The sequence below is a fragment of the Mannheimia sp. genome, from assembly GCF_056854775.1.
This window is the reverse complement of record NZ_JBXGGI010000150.1, coordinates 1-17,700: the sequence shown is the minus strand read 5'-3', so window position 1 is coordinate 17,700 and position 17,700 is coordinate 1. Positions and strand designations below refer to the sequence as shown.

Here is a 17,700-nt window from a genome sequence, read left to right as displayed (position 1 = left end):
CTCTTGTGAAGCTAATACTTGGTCTGATGATACTTCCCAAGTATTTAAAATTTTACCACGTAGAGGGAGAATGGCTTGATACTCTTTATCACGAGCCTGTTTTGCCGAACCGCCGGCAGAATCCCCTTCCACCAAGAAAAGCTCAGTGCGACTTAAATCTTGTGCGGTACAATCCGCTAATTTACCCGGCAGAGCCGGTCCGCTTACCAGCTTTTTACGCACCACTTTTTTCGCTGCACGCAAACGGCTCTGAGCGGAACTAATCGCCATTTCTGCGATCAATTTACCGGTTTGCACATTTTGATTTAACCACAAACTAAACGCATCTTTTAAAGTGTTATCCACATAGCTTGAGGCTTGGCGAGAAGATAAACGCTCTTTCGTCTGTCCTGCAAATTGTGGCTCTTGAATTTTGAGTGAAAGCACATAAGCACAACGGTTCCAAACATCGTCAGCGGTCAGTTTCACGCCTTTCGGCAACAGGTTGTGGATTTCGCAGAACTCCACCATCGCTTTAAGCAAGCCGTTACGTAAACCATTAACGTGCGTGCCACCTTGTGCAGTTGGAATAAGGTTTACATAACTCTCCGCCACTAACTCACCACCTTCAGGTAGCCAAGTTAAAGCCCAACTTACTGCTTCCGTTTCAGCGGTTACATCACCAATAAATGGTGGATTTGGCACGGTTTCATAGCCATTTAAGGCTTCGGTTAAATAATCGGATAAACCGTCTTCGTAGTACCAAGTTTCTTCGGTGTTATTGATTTTATCAATGAAATTAATGGTGAGTTTCGGGCAAAGTACCGCTTTGGCACGCAACAAATGACGTAAACGGCTCACCGAAAATCGAGGGCTATCAAAATATTTTGGGTTTGGATAAAAACGAACGGTTGTCCCGGTTTGCTTTTTCGGACAAGTGCCGATAACCGTCAGCTCTTCCACTTTTGCTCCGTTGGCAAATGCAATGGAATACACCTCACCGCCACGTTTAATTTGAATTTCCACACGCTCGGAAAGGGCATTTACCACCGAAATTCCCACACCATGCAGACCGCCGGAGAAGGTATAGTTTTTATTTGAAAATTTACCTCCCGCGTGCAGTTTCGTTAAAATAAGCTCAACGCCTGAAATTTTCTCAGTAGAGTGAATATCCACAGGCATTCCTCGCCCATTATCCACGACTTCTAATGAATTATCGCTATGGAGAATAACATCAATTTTATCGGCATAGCCCGATAATGCTTCGTCCACACTGTTATCAATCACCTCTTGTCCTAAATGGTTAGGACGCGTGGTATCGGTGTACATTCCCGGACGAAGCTGCACCGGCTCAAGATCTTTCAAAACGGTAATTTCATCCGCCCCATAGCGTTTTTCTGACATTATTCTTTCTCTTAGCTTATAAATAAAATAAGGCTGAATTTTAAGAAAATTTAGCCTGTTTTGCAAAGTTTTAGGAAAATTAGACCGCTTGTCGGCTCAATGATCTCTCAATCCATTCAAAATAGAACACTCAGGGCTATTGTTTCCACAACAAGTACGGCTCCAACTTCTGAGTAATTTAAGCATTTCGTTTAAGTCATTGATTTTTTGTTCCAGCTCCGCAATATGTTGATCGGTCAGCTGTTTTACCTCTCGACTGGTGCGATTTGGGTTGTCATTTAATTTCAATAAAGCGGTAATTTGAGCAAGTGAGAAGCCCACTTTTCTTGCATTACCGATAAAAAACAATCGATCTAAATCCGTTTCATTATAAAAGCGATAACCAGATTGTGTTCGACTTGGAGCAGGGAGCAGCCTTGCTTTTTCGTAGTCTCGAATTTGTTTGGTGGATAATCCTGTTTTTTCGGCGGCTTGGCTAATATTCATTTTTCCCTCTTGACTTTAACCTAAGGTTAAACTTTATTATACGCTTAAATAATTACTCAAAATAGGAGAAAATAATGACAATCAAATTACAACTAGACGGATTACATTGTAGCAACTGCGTAAAAAGTGTCGAAAAAGCCTTAAATGAAGTAGTAGGCGTAACGCAAGCCCTCGTAACCTTAGAAAATCAAACTGCGATAATCGAAGGCAATGTTGTAGCTGAAGATTTAATTGCAGCGATTGAAGATATTGGTTTTGAAGCGAAATTAGCGTGATGATAACCGAACAACAACTTTTAATTGACGGAATGCATTGTGCCGCCTGCGTTCGGCGAGTTGAAAAAGCGTTACTTAAAGTAGAAAACGTCAGTTTTGCCTCTGTTAATCTTGCCGATCAAACCGCTTTTGTGCAAGGAAACGCCCCTTCAGAAGCACTTATTGCCGCCGTTACTAAAATCGGTTTTGGGGCAGAGATATTGGAAAGTGAGGAAGAACGCAGAGCTAAGCAACAAGCTCAAACAAGACGCGTGCTAAACCATAAGCGTACACAATTTATTGTGGCTCTTGTTATTGGCTTTGTATTAGTCGTGTTTGGCTTTTACAAAGGTATGCAGATTACCGAAAACAACCGTTCACTTTGGTTGATTTGGTCTCTCATCACACTTGCTACAATGTATTTTTCAGGCAAATCGTTCTTTTTAGGAGCTTATAATGCTCTTAAAAATAAATCTGCCAATATGGATGTACTAATGGCAATAAGTACTGGCACGGCTTGGCTTTATTCACTTTGGCTTACGCTGTTTCCACAGTCGAATGCTCACGTCTATTTTGAAGCGAGTGTGATGATTATCGGCTTTATCAATTTAGGCAAATATCTTGAACTTAAAGCCAAACAACGCTCCTCCCTTGCATTGGAAAAATTGCTCGATCTCGCCCCGAAACAAGCGGTCATTTTTGAAGAAAATATTGCAAAAACCATTCCTGCGAAAGGCATTAAGCCTGCAATGCGAGTGCAAGCCTTAACGGGTGATCGTATTGCGGTTGATGGTATTTTAGCAAGCGGCTCAATTTGGGTTGATGAATCAATGCTTACAGGCGAAGCATTACCGATTGAGAAAAAAATAGGCGATAAAATCCGAGCCGGTACGCTGGTTCAAGATGGCTCAGGTATTTACATTGCCGAACAAGTTGGCTCTCAAACCGCTCTCGCCCGTGTAATTAATGCCGTTCGCCACGCACAAAGTAGCAAGCCTCCACTGGCTCAATTTGTCGATAAAGTCGCCGCTGTGTTTGTGCCTGTGGTGGTTTCTATCGCTTTACTTGCTGCCTTGATTTGGCTTCTTGTCGGGCAAGATTTCGCCTTTGTACTTTCCATTTTTACCACCGTATTAATCATTGCCTGCCCTTGTGCGTTGGGATTAGCCATTCCGCTTTCCACCATTGCGGGTGTAGCTCGTGCGGCAGAATTTGGCGTATTGGTCAGAAATATTCAAGCTTTACAAGCAGGGAGCGAAATTGATACTTTAGTTTTCGATAAAACCGGTACGCTTACCACCGGGCAAATGGAGGTTACGGAAGTTATTACGTTCAATGATTTTGATAAAAATCATTTGATTGCTCTTGCCAAAAGTTTAGAGCAACACGCCTCTCACCTTATTTCGAAGGCGATTGTAAAATTTGCGGAAAATCAGACCGCTTGCGAGGTAAGTGAAATTCAAGTGGAGAAAGGATTAGGCATTCAAGGCAAAGTGGGAGAAGATAAAATTAAAATCGGCAATGCCGTATTTGTAAATTTTTTGGAAAAAACCACCGCTTGTACTGCCACACTTATTTATGTTGCAGTTAATGATGAAGTTGTTGGTAGAATTTCGGTGCAAGACCAACTGCGTCCTGAAGCCAAATCTACAATCCAACAGTTCCAAGCTGAAGGTTATCAATGCTTGATGCTTACAGGCGATCGCCAAGAAACGGCTGACTATTTTGCTAAAGAGTTGGGCTTAAATGGCGTGATTGCTGAAGTATTACCGGAGCAAAAAGCCGAAAAAATTCGTCAGTTGCAGGCTGAAGGGAAAAAAGTCGCAATGATTGGCGATGGCATTAACGATGCTCCGGCTCTCGCCCAAGCGAATGTGGGTATTGCAATGCACAATGGCTCGGATATTGCGGTGGAAACTGCCGATCTTTCCCTAATGAAAAGCGGATTAGAGCCGGTGAGCCAAATCTTCCCTTTCTCAAAACGTGTGCTACAAAATATGAAACAGAGCTTGCTTGGTGCTTTTTTCTACAATATTGTTGCGATTCCTGTCGCTGCGGGAGTGCTTTATCCGTTTACCGGTTGGTTACTCAACCCGATGATTGCTGCGATTGCGATGACATTGTCCTCTATTACGGTAGTGCTGAATAGCCAAAGATTGTTGAAATAATTCAAGCGGTTGAATTTGCAAAAAAATTTACAAATTCAACCGCTTGCCTTAATTAATCTGCCAAAAACAGGGGACCTAATGCCGTTTTCGGAATACCGAAACGTTCCGGATAATGCACTTCTACCAAATACAAACCTTCTGCTTTGGCTGTGGGAGCGGCTTTTTCTCTATCTCGTTGCTCTAGCACCCACTTTGCCCATTCTACCGGCTGTCTGCCCTGCCCGATTTCAAGCAAAGTGCCGACAATATTTCTGACCATATGATGCACAAAAGCATTGGCTTGAATATCAACAATCACGTAATTGCCTTGACGGGAAACATTTAAATGGTGGATATTTCGCCACGGCGTGTTTGATTGGCATTTCGCCGCACGGAAAGAGGAAAAATCGTTTTCACCCAATAAAAACTGCCCTGCTTGGTGCATTTTGCTTTCATCAAGAGGGAAATGAAAATGGGTTACGCCTTTTGGAAGAATGGCTGAACGCAATTTGCTGTTATAAATAATATAACGATAACGGCGAGCAGTGGCACTAAAACGGGCGTGGAAATCCTCACTGACTTCCACCGCCCATTTCACCGCAATATCATCCGGCAAATGAGCATTAGTGCCGAAACACCAGCTTTGCAGCGGTCGTTCAACTTCTGTTTCAAAATGCACGACCTGCCCTGTGCCGTGTACGCCGGCATCGGTTCTGCCGGCACAAAACACTTCCACCGGCGAATTTGCTACAACCGATAAGGCTTGTTCTAGTTTTTGCTGTACGCTTTCCACCGTCTCTTGCTTCTGCCAGCCAAAATAGCGGCTGCCGTCATATTCAACGCCTAATGCGATTTTCATTATAATATCCAATAAGCAAGCGGTAGAATTTTTGCAAAATTTTGCAAAAATCTTACCGCTTATAATACAAAATTATTTATTTAATAAGCCTAAAAACTCTTTGCGGGTTTCTCTATCTTCTAAGAACACGCCACCAAATGCAGAGGTAACAGTATAGCTATTAGTATCTTTTACGCCACGACATTTCACACAAAAGTGCGTTGCTTTCACATATACCGCCACATCATCGGTTTCCAAAATAGTTTGGAAAGCAGTTAGAATTTGCTCGGTAAAACGCTCTTGCACCTGTGGACGTTGAGCGAAAAACTGCACAACACGGTTGATTTTTGAAAGACCAATCACCCATTTTTTCGGGTAATAGGCAACAGCAACTTTGCCATCAATAGTTACAAAATGATGCTCGCAAGTTGAGGTAAGGGTAATATCATCAACTAACACCATCTCGCTGACTTTCATTCGGTTCTCAATGTTGGTGATTTTCGGGAAAGTCGTGTAATCTAAACCGCTAAAAATCTCGTCCACATACATTTTCGCCAAACGATGAGGGGTTTCTTCTAAGCTGTCATCGGTTAAATCTAAACCAAGCAATTCCAATACGGCTTGCATATGTTGCTGAATTTCCGCTCGGCGGCTGTCTTTATCTTTTTGATGTGCAACAGTTGGCGTTTCAATGCCTTTTGCCAATAAAGCTTGGCGAACTTTTTGGGCTTCAGGCGAAAGTTGATTTTCTGCACTATTTAATTCGGGCGAGATCGTTGTCATTGGTTTTCCTCTCAAATATAAGCTGGAAATTCTAACAAATTGACATCAAAAAAAATAGCTCTAAAATGGGCTATTTCAGCCATCACTATTTTCTAAACTATGCAAAATATTCAGTATCTTTTTAATGCCGATCTTATTCCTGAAGAGCAGGCAGAATTTGTGCAATCTTTATTAAATTGCAAAACGTTTGAAAATTCTGACCGCTTGTTAGGCTTTTCTAAAGGGCGTGGCACAACGTGCTTTTTAAACACCGTGCCGGAGCTCGGCATTAATGTGGTACTACGCCATTATTATCGTGGTGGTTTGTTTGGAAAATTCATTAAAGATAGCTATGTTTTTACCCGTTTTGAAAATACCCGTGCTTATAAAGAATTTTTCTTGTTACAACAAATGTTAGCTTGGGGATTGCCCGTACCTCGTCCTGTTGCAATTAAAGTAGAAAAAACACTTTGCTGCTATCGTGCTGACATTATGCTGGAAAAACTAGAGAATACGCAGGATTTAAGCAAGATCTTGCAATCTCAAGCTCTCTCAAATGAGCAATATGAACAGATCGGCAAACTCATTCGTCGTTTGCATAACCATCAAGTCCATCATTCTGATTTGAATATTCATAATATTTTACTCGGTAATGAGGGGAGATTTTGGCTGATTGATTTTGACAAATGTGGTATTGAGCAAGGTGAAAGTTGGAAACAAAGCAATTTAGATAGACTGTTGCGTTCGTTCAAAAAAGAACAAACTCGGTTGAATATTCTATTTAATGAAGAAAATTGGCAAGCTGTTTTGAAAGGATACTCTGCCCGATAAAAATATACCGCCTGAAGATCATTACAGCTGCAAGCGGTATATTTTCCATTTATTTTTGCAAAATTATTTCACTTCACGGATCATAATTTCAGACGGAATAACACTCCCTTGCCAGTAAAGCTCAGCCGCTACTTTTTCAGCCAATGCTAAATAGGCTTGGCTGATTTCGTGTTCCGGTGCTGCGACAACCGTTGGCACACCGCTATCTAAATCTTCACGCAAGCGAATGTGTAATGGTAGTTGAGCAAGTACTTGCGTACCGTATTTTTGTGCGATTTTATCCGCCCCACCTGTGCCAAAAATCGCCTCAGAGTGTCCGCAATTTGAGCAAATGTGCATTGACATATTTTCAATCACCCCCAACACCGGCACAGAGACTTTTTCAAACATTGAAATGCCTTTTACCGCATCTAATAATGCAATATCTTGTGGTGTGGTAACTACCACTGCACCTGTTACAGGGATTTGTTGTGAAAGCGTAAGCTGAATATCCCCCGTACCCGGTGGCATATCAATCACCAAATAATCTAATTCATTCCACCACGTTTCATTTAACAATTGGCTTAATGCACTACTTGCCATCGGTCCACGCCAAATGGTAGCGTTATCCTCTTCCATCAAATAACCAATTGAGTTTGATTGCAAACCGTGAGCTGTAATTGGTGTGATATGTTTGTTATCCGGTGAAGTCGGGCGTTGATCTTTCGCACCAAGCATATGCGGAATAGACGGACCGTAAATATCCGCATCTAAAATCCCTACCTTTGCCCCTTGTGCTTGCAACGCTAACGCAAGATTTACCGAAGTGGTTGATTTACCCACTCCGCCTTTACCGGAGGTTACCGCAATAATATTTTTTACTCCATTTACCGCAGGGTGCTTGTTAGCACGTTTTAAGGTGGCAATTTGGTAATTTAAGACCCATTTTACACCGCTTGCAGCCGTTGCTTGCTTCAGTTTTTCTTCAGTTTCTGCTTTTAATGCTGCAAAACCGCTGTTCCACGCAAAAGGCATTGTTATTTCAATGCGTAAAATGCCTCCACCTAATTCTGCTTTTTTGAAAGCATTAAGGGCAACGAGATCTTTTTGCAATGTCGGGTGAGCAAATTGTTGTAAAATATTTTTAATTTCAACAAGTTGCAGTTCGGTTAATTGGTTCATTGTTTATCCTTTTGTTCTGAAATACGTTTTAAATCCTTGCTATAAATTACTTCGCTATCGTTACTTAAATCAATACCCCAAAGGGAGGAAACTACGCCTATTCTGTGTTGATACTGAAATAACGGTAATACTGCAACATCGTTATAAAGCTGGTCATTGATCTCGTTAATCAATAGTGAGCGTTGCTCTTGGTTTAGCGTTTCTGCTTGTAATTGATTTAACTTTTCATCAACTAAATCGTTTTTATAACCGGAGTGATTATCCGGGCTTGCTGAATGAAATTTCTGTAAAAAGATGAGCGGATCAGGATAATCTGCACACCAGCCGGAGCGTATTAGCTGATAATCTTTCTGCTCGCGTAATTGATTAGCCGTCTGCCAATCCACCGGTTTCGGCGTAATATTAAACAGTTCTGATTGTGATAATGTGCGAGTAATCTGGTTTGCAATATCGCTATTCATCTCACTATCATCATATAACAGAGCAAGTTTTAAAGGATTATGCAAACTCACACCGGCTTTCATTAACAGTTGCTCAATAATGATTGGCTGCCATTGTCTTTCTCGATCTTTTACTAAGTTATGTGGAATAACCGACTGGCTTTGAATACCGTGATCGTACCCAATATTTGCCGAAGCTACCATCGATCTTAATGCTTCGCGAACTTCTTTCTTACTGAGCTGCTCGTCATTAAAATTAAATTCATAATAATATGAACATAAACGAGGGAGCTTAACGATATTAGTTTTCTGGCTTGATAGTGGATTTTCCACAATATCAAACGGCGAATAATTTTGGATAGTCGTAATTAAATTGTACTCGACGGTTTGAAACGGTACATTTTCAGAACGAGCTTGTAGCAGGAGTTTTTTATCTGCTATTTGTTTGATTTGGTAAGCCGCATTGCTGACAAAACCGGCAGAATCAGGATCTTTTCCTTGATAAGTCGGTAACAATGCAACGTGTGCCAACATTGCCGGTAATTGACGATTTGGCTGGCTAAGGCGAATTTGTAGAGTATGGTCATTTAATGCACTAACACCCAGCTCCGAAGCCGGTTTTTGCTGTTCTGTAATCGCTTTAGCATTTTCAATACCCATATAAACCAGATATTTTGCCAATAAAGAATGATTGGTCGGGTCAATCAAACGTTGCCAGCTCGCGACAAAATCTTGTGCAGTAACAGCTTTACCGTTCGACCAAGCGGCTTTATCGTCTAAAATAAATAACCACGACTTTTCATCTTCAGTAAACCAATTTTGTGCAATGGCTGGCACAACATCACCTTTTACGTTGTATGCCATCAACCCTACCAATAAATCTCGTAGCGGTGCAGCATCAGCCGATACCTTTACTTTATGCGGATCGAGCTGGAAAACCGCAGAATAGATAGCTCGTTTAAGCTCCGTGCTACTTGGCTGATTTTCAATAGGCGGCTGAGAAATCGGTTTCGGGCTATTTAATTTATCACAAGAGGTGAGCAGTAACACGCAAGCGGTCATTTTTGCAAATCTTTTTGCAATTTTAACCGCTTGTAACAATTTCAACATAAGCATCTCGCCAAAATAAGTTATTTAACAAGAAGTGCAGGGAACAATGTTGTCAAACCTGCCACAATAATTTCAATACCAAGAGCCATTAGAATTAACCCCATAATACGGGTAACCACATTTGAGCCTGTTTTGCCTAATTTTTTAACTAACGGAGCTGAGTAACGAAATAAGATATAACAAATTAATGCAAAAATAATGATGGCAATACTAAAGCCGACATAGTCTTCCCAAGCGTGATAACGCGTTCCCCATACAATGGTTGAGCCTATTGCTCCCGGTCCCGCCATAATTGGCATTGCAAGTGGCACAACACCAATATTTTCATATTCGGTAATATCTTCGTTTTTCTCTTCTTTATTTTGCTTGTGTTCACCGAGCTTACCGCTAATCATCGTCATTGCTATGCTGACAATCAAAATACCACCTGCAACTCTAAAAGAACTAAGTGAAATACTAAAGGCATTTAGAATGAGATTTCCAAAATAAAGGCTGACTAATAAAATCACACCAATAGAAACGGCAGTAATAAGACTGGTGCGGTTTCGCTCCCCTTCATATTGGTGGGCTGTCATACTGAAGAAAATAGGTAAAGAACCAAAGGGATTAACAATAGCAAACAACCCAATGAAGAATTGGAGGTAGATGGCAAAATTAATGACGATTTCCACAAACACTTTCTCAAATAACGATATTTCAGCCGTATTATATAGGAAAAGCACCCGGTCTTAAACAAGACCGAGTGCTTTTTTACTTAATCAAAACTTAAACTATCGTGATGAGTTTTGTTGCATAAACTCGTCATTAATTTCTACAGAGGCTTTTGCTCGAAGGGCTTTTAATAGCTCATTACGCAACATTAGTTGGTTAGCTTGCTCAAATTGTGGAGCAAGAGCTTTAAATTGTTCCGTATTCCCCTCTACAATTTTATCCAATGCTACAATCACAACATCACCTTTTTGGTTACGTGCAATTTGGTAAGCCGGTTTATTTTGCTCTTGTTTCATTGCAAACACTGTTTGAGCTAAGGCAGGATTTTCCACCTCTGACTGCATATAAACTAATGTTTGTGGAGCATTAAATTTCACCTCAGCTGATTTGCCTTCATTTAACGCTTTTACGTTTTCTTCTGCTTTAGCTAATAATACTTTCTCCGCTTTCTCTGCTGTCACAAAGTTTTCAACCGCCGATTTTGCTTCTTCTAACGTTTGTAGGCGTTCTGCTTCGTACTCACTCACACGCACAAATAATGTTTGTGGGGCGGTATCTGTACCGATATCTAACGCATCAGAGTTTTGTTTATTTTGGCGTAGCTCGCCTTCAAATAACGCTTTTAATACTTTCTCATTCTGTAATGCAGCCGGTACATTTGCACGAGTAAATTGTTCGGTTTTTTGAACTTTCACATTACCGGCTTTTGCGACTTCTTCCAGTGAAGAATTATTTTCAAAAGCTCTATTAGCCATTTCACGAGCGATATTTGAATATTCGGTTAATACTAACTCTTGACGAATCGTTTGAGCAATTTTGTCTTTCACTTGAGCTAACTCAATTGCTTGCTCAGGCTTGCGTTCTAACACTTTGATAATATGGTAAGCATTATCCACTTTAACCGGATTACTTACTTGCCCTGCCTCTAAATTTGCTACCGCATCTTCAAATGCTTTCGGGAAAGTACCTGCTTTTGCCCAGCCTAAATCACCGCCGTTATTAGCTGATAATGTATCTGCTGATTTTGCTTTTGCAGCAGTGGCAAAATCTGCACCGTTTTTAAGTTCTTGCTCAACTGCTTGAGCCTCTGTTTCTGTTGCGACTTGAATATGAGCTAAATGTGCTTCACCTTTAGTAACATAATCGCCTTTATTGCGATCATAATAGGTTTGAATTTGCTCATCAGTAATATCTATTTTGCTCTCAACATCTTTTGGTGAAAAAGCTACATATTCAACCGTTAATTTCTCAGGTGCTAATAACTTGGTTTTATTCGCATCATAGTAGGTCTGTAATTCTTCTTGTGAAGCGGTCTGATTTTCCATTTCTTTTGCAATTGAAAACTCAGCTAAACGCACTTCACGTTGTTGTAGCAATAATTTTGCTAAGGTTTCTTGCTGTGCCGGCACAGTAAAATCACTACTTACGATCCCTTCTTGAATTTGGGATTGCAACATACCCTCGTGTACAATTGCTGCATAAGCATCAGGGCTTAAATTATTGTGGCGTAAGGTTTGTTGATATAATTCATTACTAAATTTGCCATCTTGTTGGAACATTTGGCTGTTTACGATTTCAGATTTAATTTGTTCCGCACTCACGCCTAATTTTAGATCTTTTGCATATTGGCGTAACAATTCTTCATCAATCAAGCTATTTAGCACTGATTGATTAAATTGTTTTGCATATTCAGGGTTATCCATTAAATCCCAAAAACGGCTGCCCATTTCGGTATTTAAAACATTTTGCTGACGATTAACCGCATTATTAAAAAGCTGTTGGCTAATTTCTTCGCCATTCACTTTAGCCACAGAATTATCTGTCGCCATTAAACCAGAACCCACTCCACCAATAACAAATGAAAGTGTGATTAAGGCAAAAATAATTTTAAACACAGGTCCTTTTGACCGCTCGTGCATTGATTCAATCATTTAAAAATTCCTAATACTTAAAACATAAAAAATTGCTATTGATTATACTCTTTCTCACATTAGAAATAAATTGCAAATTTTTATTGAAATTTAGCCGCTTTCTCTTTAAAATTCGCAATTCCTGTCATAGCTGAGTTAGAGATCGGCTATTGATGTATTATCAACCCTTAACAAAAAGGAAATAAAAATGTCTCTAAGCGTAGAAGCAAAAGCAAAAATCGTTGCTGAATTTGGTCGTGATGCAAAAGATACCGGTTCTTCAGAAGTTCAAATTGCATTATTAACTGCACAAATCAACCACTTACAAGCACACTTTGCTGAGCACAAAAAAGATCACCACGGTCGTCGTGGTTTATTACGTATGGTTTCACGCCGTCGTAAATTATTAGACTACTTAAAACGTACTGATCTTGCTAAATATTCAGAAACTATCGCACGTTTAGGTTTACGTCGCTAATTTCAAATATTGAATATGAGAGCCGAGCTGAAAAGTTCGGCTTTTTTATAAATTTTATTCGAGGAAAAATTATGGCATTTGCATCATTATTTACTTTATTAGATGATATTGCTGCTGTTCTTGATGATGTGTCTATTATGACTAAAATGGCTGCAAAGAAAACCGCTGGTGTAATTGGCGATGATCTTGCCTTAAATGCCAATCAAGTGAGCGGAAAAAATGTAACCCCAGAGCGTGAATTGCCGATTGTTTGGGAAGTTGCCAAAGGATCATTTATTAACAAAGTGATCTTAATTCCCGTTGCATTGCTTTTATCATTCTTTCTGCCGCAATTAATTGTTCCATTATTAATGATTGGTGGAGCTTATTTATGTTTTGAAGGTGTGGAAAAATTACTTCATCACGTCTTCCATAAAGGCGAAGACAACCCTAAAGAAGAACTTTCGGAAAAAGATAAAATCAGAGGAGCTATTCGTACCGATTTTATTTTATCTGCAGAAATTATTATTATTGCTTTAGGAGTGCTACAAGATTCATCTACTCTGACCAAAATTTTATCGCTTTCTGCTATTGGAATCGGTATTACAGTGTTTGTGTATGGTTTGGTTGCATTAATTGTAAAATTAGATGATATCGGCTTATGGCTTATTCAGAAAAAAAGTGCATTCTCACAAGCGGTCGGAAAAGGCTTATTATTTACAATGCCTTGGTTTATGAAAGGACTTTCTGTTATCGGAACTAACGCAATGTTTTTAGTAGGTGGTGGCATCTTTACCCATAATTTACCAATAATTCATCATTTCGTCGAAACATTAAATATCAATCCTAATTTTTTATTCTTGGTTGATTTAGTGGTTGGTATCATTGTCGGCACTATTGCTTGTTTAATTATCTTACCTCTTATAAAAGTATTTTCTAAAAAGAAAGCACACTAAAATTTAAAAGCGTTGGTTCTCAAAACCAACGCTTTATGTTTAAATTGCTTTGGCAAAATATAAATCAATTTTACTCAATTCTGCCATTTTATTAATGTAGTCTAATACTTTTGCTGGAAATTTAATGTATTTCACACAAGTTAAATTTCTAAGCATTGGTAATACGATAATATCTTCCAGAGATAACTCGCCATTCAATGCTTTCTCTGATTTAATCAGATCTGATAATTCATCAATTAATGGCTGAACAGTAGCAATGTATTTGTCTGTTTCGGCTAAATTCTGTGCAAAATCACCGATACTTTCTGTTTTCTTCTTCACAAAATAGTCAATTGCACTTTGTTTTTCAAATTCGGCTAAGTCTAATTTTACGAAACGAGGGAGTAATAAATGATTATAAACTTTCGATAATTTGCTAACCCATTGTTCAATTTCCGGTCGAATGTTATCTGTAATCATCGGATTGCTGTAATGCGTATCGACATAACGTACAATATCTAAACTTTCAGGCATTGCAGTGCCATCTTCTTTCACTAAAATCGGCACAACTTTTTTACCTACTAAGCCAATAGGTGTTGCTTCATCATCATTTGCAATCATTACCAATTCCACCGGTAAATCTTTTAATCCAAAAACCATTCTAGCCCTTGCACAATATGGGCAGTGATCGTAAACGTATAATTTCATAACAACTCCGTTGAAAAGGGAAATACAAAAATAGCAGGGAAAACCTGCTATTTTTAACATTATAATGGTTTCACATTATCTACATTTTCAGGTAACGCGAGAACCTCATCTGGCTTAGGTAAAACGTCCATATTTACTTGTTTGAGGTTCTCCTCACGGATACGATTTGCAAGTATATGGTCATTTGTTTGTTCTGCAACGTGCAATGCCATAATACGGTCGTCAGGCTGACATTCATCGTGGGCTAATAACAACTCAAACTGCGTTTTCGCTTTTGCATATTCACTGTTACGCGTGTAAACATAACCTAAAGCTCTTGCATAATCATCTGTATATTTAATATTCGCTTTATCGGCACGTTTAGTTAATACTTTCACTAATTTGCTGTCAGAAGCCACTTGTAGGCGAGTTAATTGTACGAATAATCCGTGTAATTGCTCATCTTCAAATTTTTTCAAGGTTTCTAACGCAATTTCTTCTGCTGATTGATGATCATCACTGTCAATTAAGCGTTTAATCACACCAACACGGCTGTAAACCGATTTACGACGGCGATTTGGCTGATTTTCCCACCAAGTGAGTAGACCTTCTTGCCCTTCTTCTTGTAAGCGTTCATCTTGTAAACCATCATCAACAAAATGTTCTAATTCCGCATACTCTACAGGTGTTAAGAAATTACGTTGCCCTATTTCTGATAATAAGCGATCTAAAGCGATATAGGCTTTTGATTCTCTGTAGATTTGAACTGCTAAACGTAGTACTTCATCATTATGCGGAGCTAACTCTAATAAGCTATCAATCGCAGTACGAGCAGCCGGTAGTTTACCTTGCTGTAATAAGATTTTGGTGCGAGCCAACTCAATCGCAACATTATTTGGTCCTGCAATTTCAGTGGCTTTAATTAAATATTTATTCGCCGCTAAATCATCACCATTTTGTTGAGCAGCTTCAGCTGCTTTAATCAGGTTCAGTACAGGCTCATCTGCGTGTTTGGCATTTTTACTAAATAGCTTCTCTGCTTTAGAGTAGTTACCTTCACTCATACGCATTAAGCCTTCAAGGGTTTCTTGCTGAGCTTTTTTATGCTTACGTGTTGAGAACCAATTATAAGCACCGCTACTCATACGACAAATTTTAGTAAAAATCCATTCAAGCAGATAAACTACCGCCATCGTAACTACAAAGAACACCACAAGCATTACAATGCTCATTTCAATAACTGTAGTTGCCGTTTCAATTCTGACGTAACCTTGATTTCCTGAAATATAAGGTCCTGCAATTAAGCCTGCCAATAATAAAAGCATTAAAAAGAGCGTTCTAAACATAATTTAATTCTCCTTTTATTCTTATTGTGCGGAAGGAGTTGGCTGTTCAGAAACTTCCTCTGATTTAGCCGCTTCTGTTTCTGCAGGTTTCCCAGACTCTGTCTGTTCTTGCTTCACAGGTTCTACTTGCTCCAATTCTTTCTCAGCTTTAATTTCTACTTTCTCAATTTGTTGAGGTGTTTTATTAATTTGCTGAGATAATACTTTCAAACTTTGTAATGAATCCGGAGCATCAACATAAATAGTTTGTTCTGCTAAATCATCAACTTCTTTCAAGAAATTTTGTACATTTTCATTCGAAGTATCAAAATAACTTCTTACCCAAGAACCCACTGTTTGTAGTGATTTTTTATAGAATTCACTTTGCTGGCGAGGAATTGCTAAAATCGCAATTTGTAAACGTAAACGGATATTTTCACGCAAGTAAATTTCCTGGTTAGGGGCAACAAAAGCTTTTTCATCAGCAACGTTACGTTTAGAAACACGAATAAAATGATCTAAGAATGAACTTGCACTTTTCTCTAAGTTTTTCTCCCAATCAGCAATCGAATCACTGACTTGACCTTCTGCAATAGCAGCTTGCGATTGTTCACTTTCTAAAATCGGTAAATCATCTAATCGATTAGTTAAATTTGCCACACGCTGCATTAACGCATTTTGATCAATGTTGTTGATGCTATTTAACGTATTTAAATCAGCCTTGATTGCTTCACGCACATTTGTTGCATTCGGTACTTGAGTTAAAACTTGATCAGCCTCTAACAACAGATTTTTCGCTGTATCAATATCATTATCCAAAACCACTTTACGAGCAGCATTGTTTAATAGGAAATCGGCTTCTGATAATAGCCAGAAGGTTTTATCCGAACCCGAAGAATTATTTAATTTTTGCAATTGTAGCTGTAAACCACTAATTTGTTGAGTATAACCACTTTGTGCGTTTTCAAGCTCTTTAATACGATCTAACGCTTTTTGATAATGAGTTGAAAGCTCTGCAATTTGAGCTTTTTCATTATCAAAATTTGGCATTTCAACTGCAGTTTGGGCTGATGCTTGCTGATTTGCTTTAGTTGATAAGGCTTGAATTTGGGCTTCCACCTCATCAAATTTTTTATTTGCCATAAAATGACCAGCACCACCCACAGCAAGTGCCACTAACAAGGCTAATAAAGCCAAACCTTTTCCGCCCGACTTCTGAACAATCACTTTTTCTTCAGCTGTGATTTTTTCCTCTGCCGGAATACTCTCTTTTAGCGGTGCTTCTTTTTCTTCAATAATAGTCTCGTTCAAAATATCTTCCTCAATCTCATTTTTTGCAAAAGATTGTGTAGAATTGACCGCTTGTTGGTTTTCTACTACAACATCCTCTGTCGTATTTTCTACTTTTTCAGGTACTTTTCTTGATTTTGACATACTCGCCCACCTTAGTTAGATTTGTCAATTTTAAATAATAAGGTATCCATCAACGTTACATAATCGGCTCTATCCGATACAAAAATTTTATCTGATTGCCACCCCATCTGCTTAGCAATTTTGCCAATACGCTGGCTTACTACCACAAGATTACACTCAAATAGCCATTCTCGGCAATTTTCATTTGTTTGTTCATATAGGCTTTTTAAAATTTCACTGCTGGTAATCACAATAGTATTCACACCTAAACGCTTACAAACACTAATTTTTTCCGGAATATCTACCGTAACAGGTTCTCTACGATAACATTCCAAATATTGAATGCTTGCCCCACGCAACATCGCAGTTTCAGCTAACAACTCACGCCCGGAATTTGCCCGTAAAATCAAAATCGTTTTATCGGTTAAATCTTGCATATCCGGCAATGCTAACACACCTTCACTATTTTCTGATTCTAGCGGATAAATAACCGCTTGTTCAGCTTTTTCGGTAAAATATTTTGCCGTTCGTTGTCCTACCGCAAAATATTTTAAATCCGAACGAAAGTGGAACCCTGTATCCGTTAATGTTTTCACTGCATAATCCACTGCATTTGGCGAAACCACAAAAACATAATCGCCCGATTTAAGACGAGACAGTACAGAAGGCAATAGCGGTAATTCACTGCCTGCCTCAATCGTAAATAACGGCTGATGTACGGCAAAAATTTGTCGTTCATTGAGCATATCGACCAATTCTTGCCCTCGATTATCAGGGCGTGTTACAAGTACATTCATTTTATTTGATAGGATTATCGCTATAAACTTCGGCTAAAATTTTATCTGCACCT

General features: G+C 39.1%; 17 protein-coding genes. 5 read left to right on the top strand and 12 right to left on the bottom strand.

Going from position 1 to position 17,700, the window contains the following annotated elements:
- Together parE and ACJHV0_RS10670 are read right to left on the bottom strand one after the other, a co-directional pair.
- On the bottom strand, window positions 1-1,383 hold a 1,383-nt coding region (gene parE / locus ACJHV0_RS10675), incomplete at its 3' end, for a DNA topoisomerase IV subunit B (protein WP_483134187.1).
- A gap of 96 nt (window positions 1,384-1,479) precedes the next feature.
- Window positions 1,480-1,869, bottom strand: a complete 390-nt coding sequence (locus ACJHV0_RS10670; protein WP_463625393.1) for a MerR family DNA-binding protein — start codon at window positions 1,867-1,869, stop codon at window positions 1,480-1,482.
- A gap of 74 nt (window positions 1,870-1,943) precedes the next feature.
- Here ACJHV0_RS10670 and ACJHV0_RS10665 point away from each other — a divergent pair, with 74 nt between their 5' ends.
- Both ACJHV0_RS10665 and ACJHV0_RS10660 read left to right on the top strand, forming a co-directional pair.
- On the top strand, window positions 1,944-2,144 hold the full coding sequence (locus tag ACJHV0_RS10665; protein ID WP_483134186.1) for a heavy-metal-associated domain-containing protein: 201 nt from the start codon (window positions 1,944-1,946) through the stop codon (window positions 2,142-2,144).
- Window positions 2,144-4,291 (top strand): heavy metal translocating P-type ATPase, encoded by a 2,148-nt coding sequence (locus ACJHV0_RS10660; RefSeq protein WP_483134185.1) that lies wholly within the window; start codon window positions 2,144-2,146, stop codon window positions 4,289-4,291. The genes ACJHV0_RS10665 and ACJHV0_RS10660 overlap by 1 nt, the downstream gene beginning before the upstream one ends.
- A 52-nt stretch (window positions 4,292-4,343) precedes the next feature.
- Here the strand turns inward: ACJHV0_RS10660 and truA are convergent, their stop codons facing one another.
- Together truA and folE are read right to left on the bottom strand one after the other, a co-directional pair.
- Complete coding sequence (gene truA / locus ACJHV0_RS10655; RefSeq protein WP_483134184.1) at window positions 4,344-5,129, bottom strand: tRNA pseudouridine(38-40) synthase TruA; 786 nt, start codon at window positions 5,127-5,129, stop codon at window positions 4,344-4,346.
- 72 nt (window positions 5,130-5,201) lie between these two features.
- Window positions 5,202-5,891, bottom strand: coding sequence for a GTP cyclohydrolase I FolE (gene folE, locus ACJHV0_RS10650; RefSeq protein WP_188155967.1), 690 nt, complete (start codon window positions 5,889-5,891; stop codon window positions 5,202-5,204).
- A 99-nt stretch (window positions 5,892-5,990) separates the two neighbouring features.
- Between folE and ACJHV0_RS10645 the strand changes: the two genes are divergently transcribed.
- The gene (locus tag ACJHV0_RS10645; protein ID WP_483134183.1) at window positions 5,991-6,701 is read left to right on the top strand and encodes a 3-deoxy-D-manno-octulosonic acid kinase; all 711 of its coding nucleotides are present in this window, start codon (window positions 5,991-5,993) and stop codon (window positions 6,699-6,701) included.
- Between the two features lie 63 nt (window positions 6,702-6,764).
- Here ACJHV0_RS10645 and apbC read toward each other — a convergent pair whose 3' ends face one another.
- The 4 genes from apbC to ACJHV0_RS10625 all read right to left on the bottom strand — a co-directional run bounded on the left by apbC (window position 6,765) and on the right by ACJHV0_RS10625 (window position 12,054).
- Window positions 6,765-7,862 carry an iron-sulfur cluster carrier protein ApbC gene (apbC, locus tag ACJHV0_RS10640; RefSeq protein WP_025235639.1) on the bottom strand — a complete coding sequence of 366 codons (1,098 nt, stop codon included), beginning with the start codon at window positions 7,860-7,862 and terminating at the stop codon, window positions 6,765-6,767.
- Window positions 7,859-9,412, bottom strand: a complete 1,554-nt coding sequence (locus ACJHV0_RS10635) for a peptide ABC transporter substrate-binding protein (RefSeq protein WP_483134182.1) — start codon at window positions 9,410-9,412, stop codon at window positions 7,859-7,861. The genes apbC and ACJHV0_RS10635 overlap by 4 nt, the downstream gene beginning before the upstream one ends.
- A gap of 20 nt (window positions 9,413-9,432) precedes the next feature.
- Window positions 9,433-10,083: a YchE family NAAT transporter gene (locus ACJHV0_RS10630; RefSeq protein ID WP_025235637.1), complete on the bottom strand. Its 651-nt coding sequence runs from the start codon at window positions 10,081-10,083 to the stop codon at window positions 9,433-9,435.
- 99 nt (window positions 10,084-10,182) lie between these two features.
- A complete protein-coding gene (locus ACJHV0_RS10625) occupies window positions 10,183-12,054 on the bottom strand; it encodes a SurA N-terminal domain-containing protein (RefSeq protein ID WP_483134181.1) in 1,872 nt (623 codons plus the stop codon).
- Between the two features lie 187 nt (window positions 12,055-12,241).
- On the opposite strand from ACJHV0_RS10625, the gene rpsO reads away from it, so the two are divergent.
- Window positions 12,242-12,511: a 30S ribosomal protein S15 gene (rpsO, locus tag ACJHV0_RS10620; RefSeq protein WP_005597777.1), complete on the top strand. Its 270-nt coding sequence runs from the start codon at window positions 12,242-12,244 to the stop codon at window positions 12,509-12,511.
- Between the two features lie 71 nt (window positions 12,512-12,582).
- Window positions 12,583-13,446, top strand: coding sequence for a DUF808 domain-containing protein (locus ACJHV0_RS10615; RefSeq protein WP_483134180.1), 864 nt, complete (start codon window positions 12,583-12,585; stop codon window positions 13,444-13,446).
- A 39-nt stretch (window positions 13,447-13,485) separates the two neighbouring features.
- Here the strand turns inward: ACJHV0_RS10615 and grxB are convergent, their stop codons facing one another.
- Genes grxB through ACJHV0_RS10595 form a run of 4 tightly spaced genes read right to left on the bottom strand, consistent with a single transcriptional unit; the run spans window position 13,486 to window position 17,647 of the window.
- Window positions 13,486-14,133 carry a glutaredoxin 2 gene (gene grxB / locus ACJHV0_RS10610; protein ID WP_483134179.1) on the bottom strand — a complete coding sequence of 216 codons (648 nt, stop codon included), beginning with the start codon at window positions 14,131-14,133 and terminating at the stop codon, window positions 13,486-13,488.
- 59 nt (window positions 14,134-14,192) lie between these two features.
- On the bottom strand, window positions 14,193-15,458 hold the full coding sequence (locus tag ACJHV0_RS10605) for a heme biosynthesis protein HemY (RefSeq protein WP_334256530.1): 1,266 nt from the start codon (window positions 15,456-15,458) through the stop codon (window positions 14,193-14,195).
- A gap of 21 nt (window positions 15,459-15,479) precedes the next feature.
- Window positions 15,480-16,871 carry a uroporphyrinogen-III C-methyltransferase gene (locus ACJHV0_RS10600; RefSeq protein WP_483134178.1) on the bottom strand — a complete coding sequence of 464 codons (1,392 nt, stop codon included), beginning with the start codon at window positions 16,869-16,871 and terminating at the stop codon, window positions 15,480-15,482.
- An 11-nt stretch (window positions 16,872-16,882) separates the two neighbouring features.
- Window positions 16,883-17,647 (bottom strand): uroporphyrinogen-III synthase, encoded by a 765-nt coding sequence (locus tag ACJHV0_RS10595; RefSeq protein WP_483134177.1) that lies wholly within the window; start codon window positions 17,645-17,647, stop codon window positions 16,883-16,885.
- Between the last annotated feature and the right edge of the window lie 53 nt (window positions 17,648-17,700).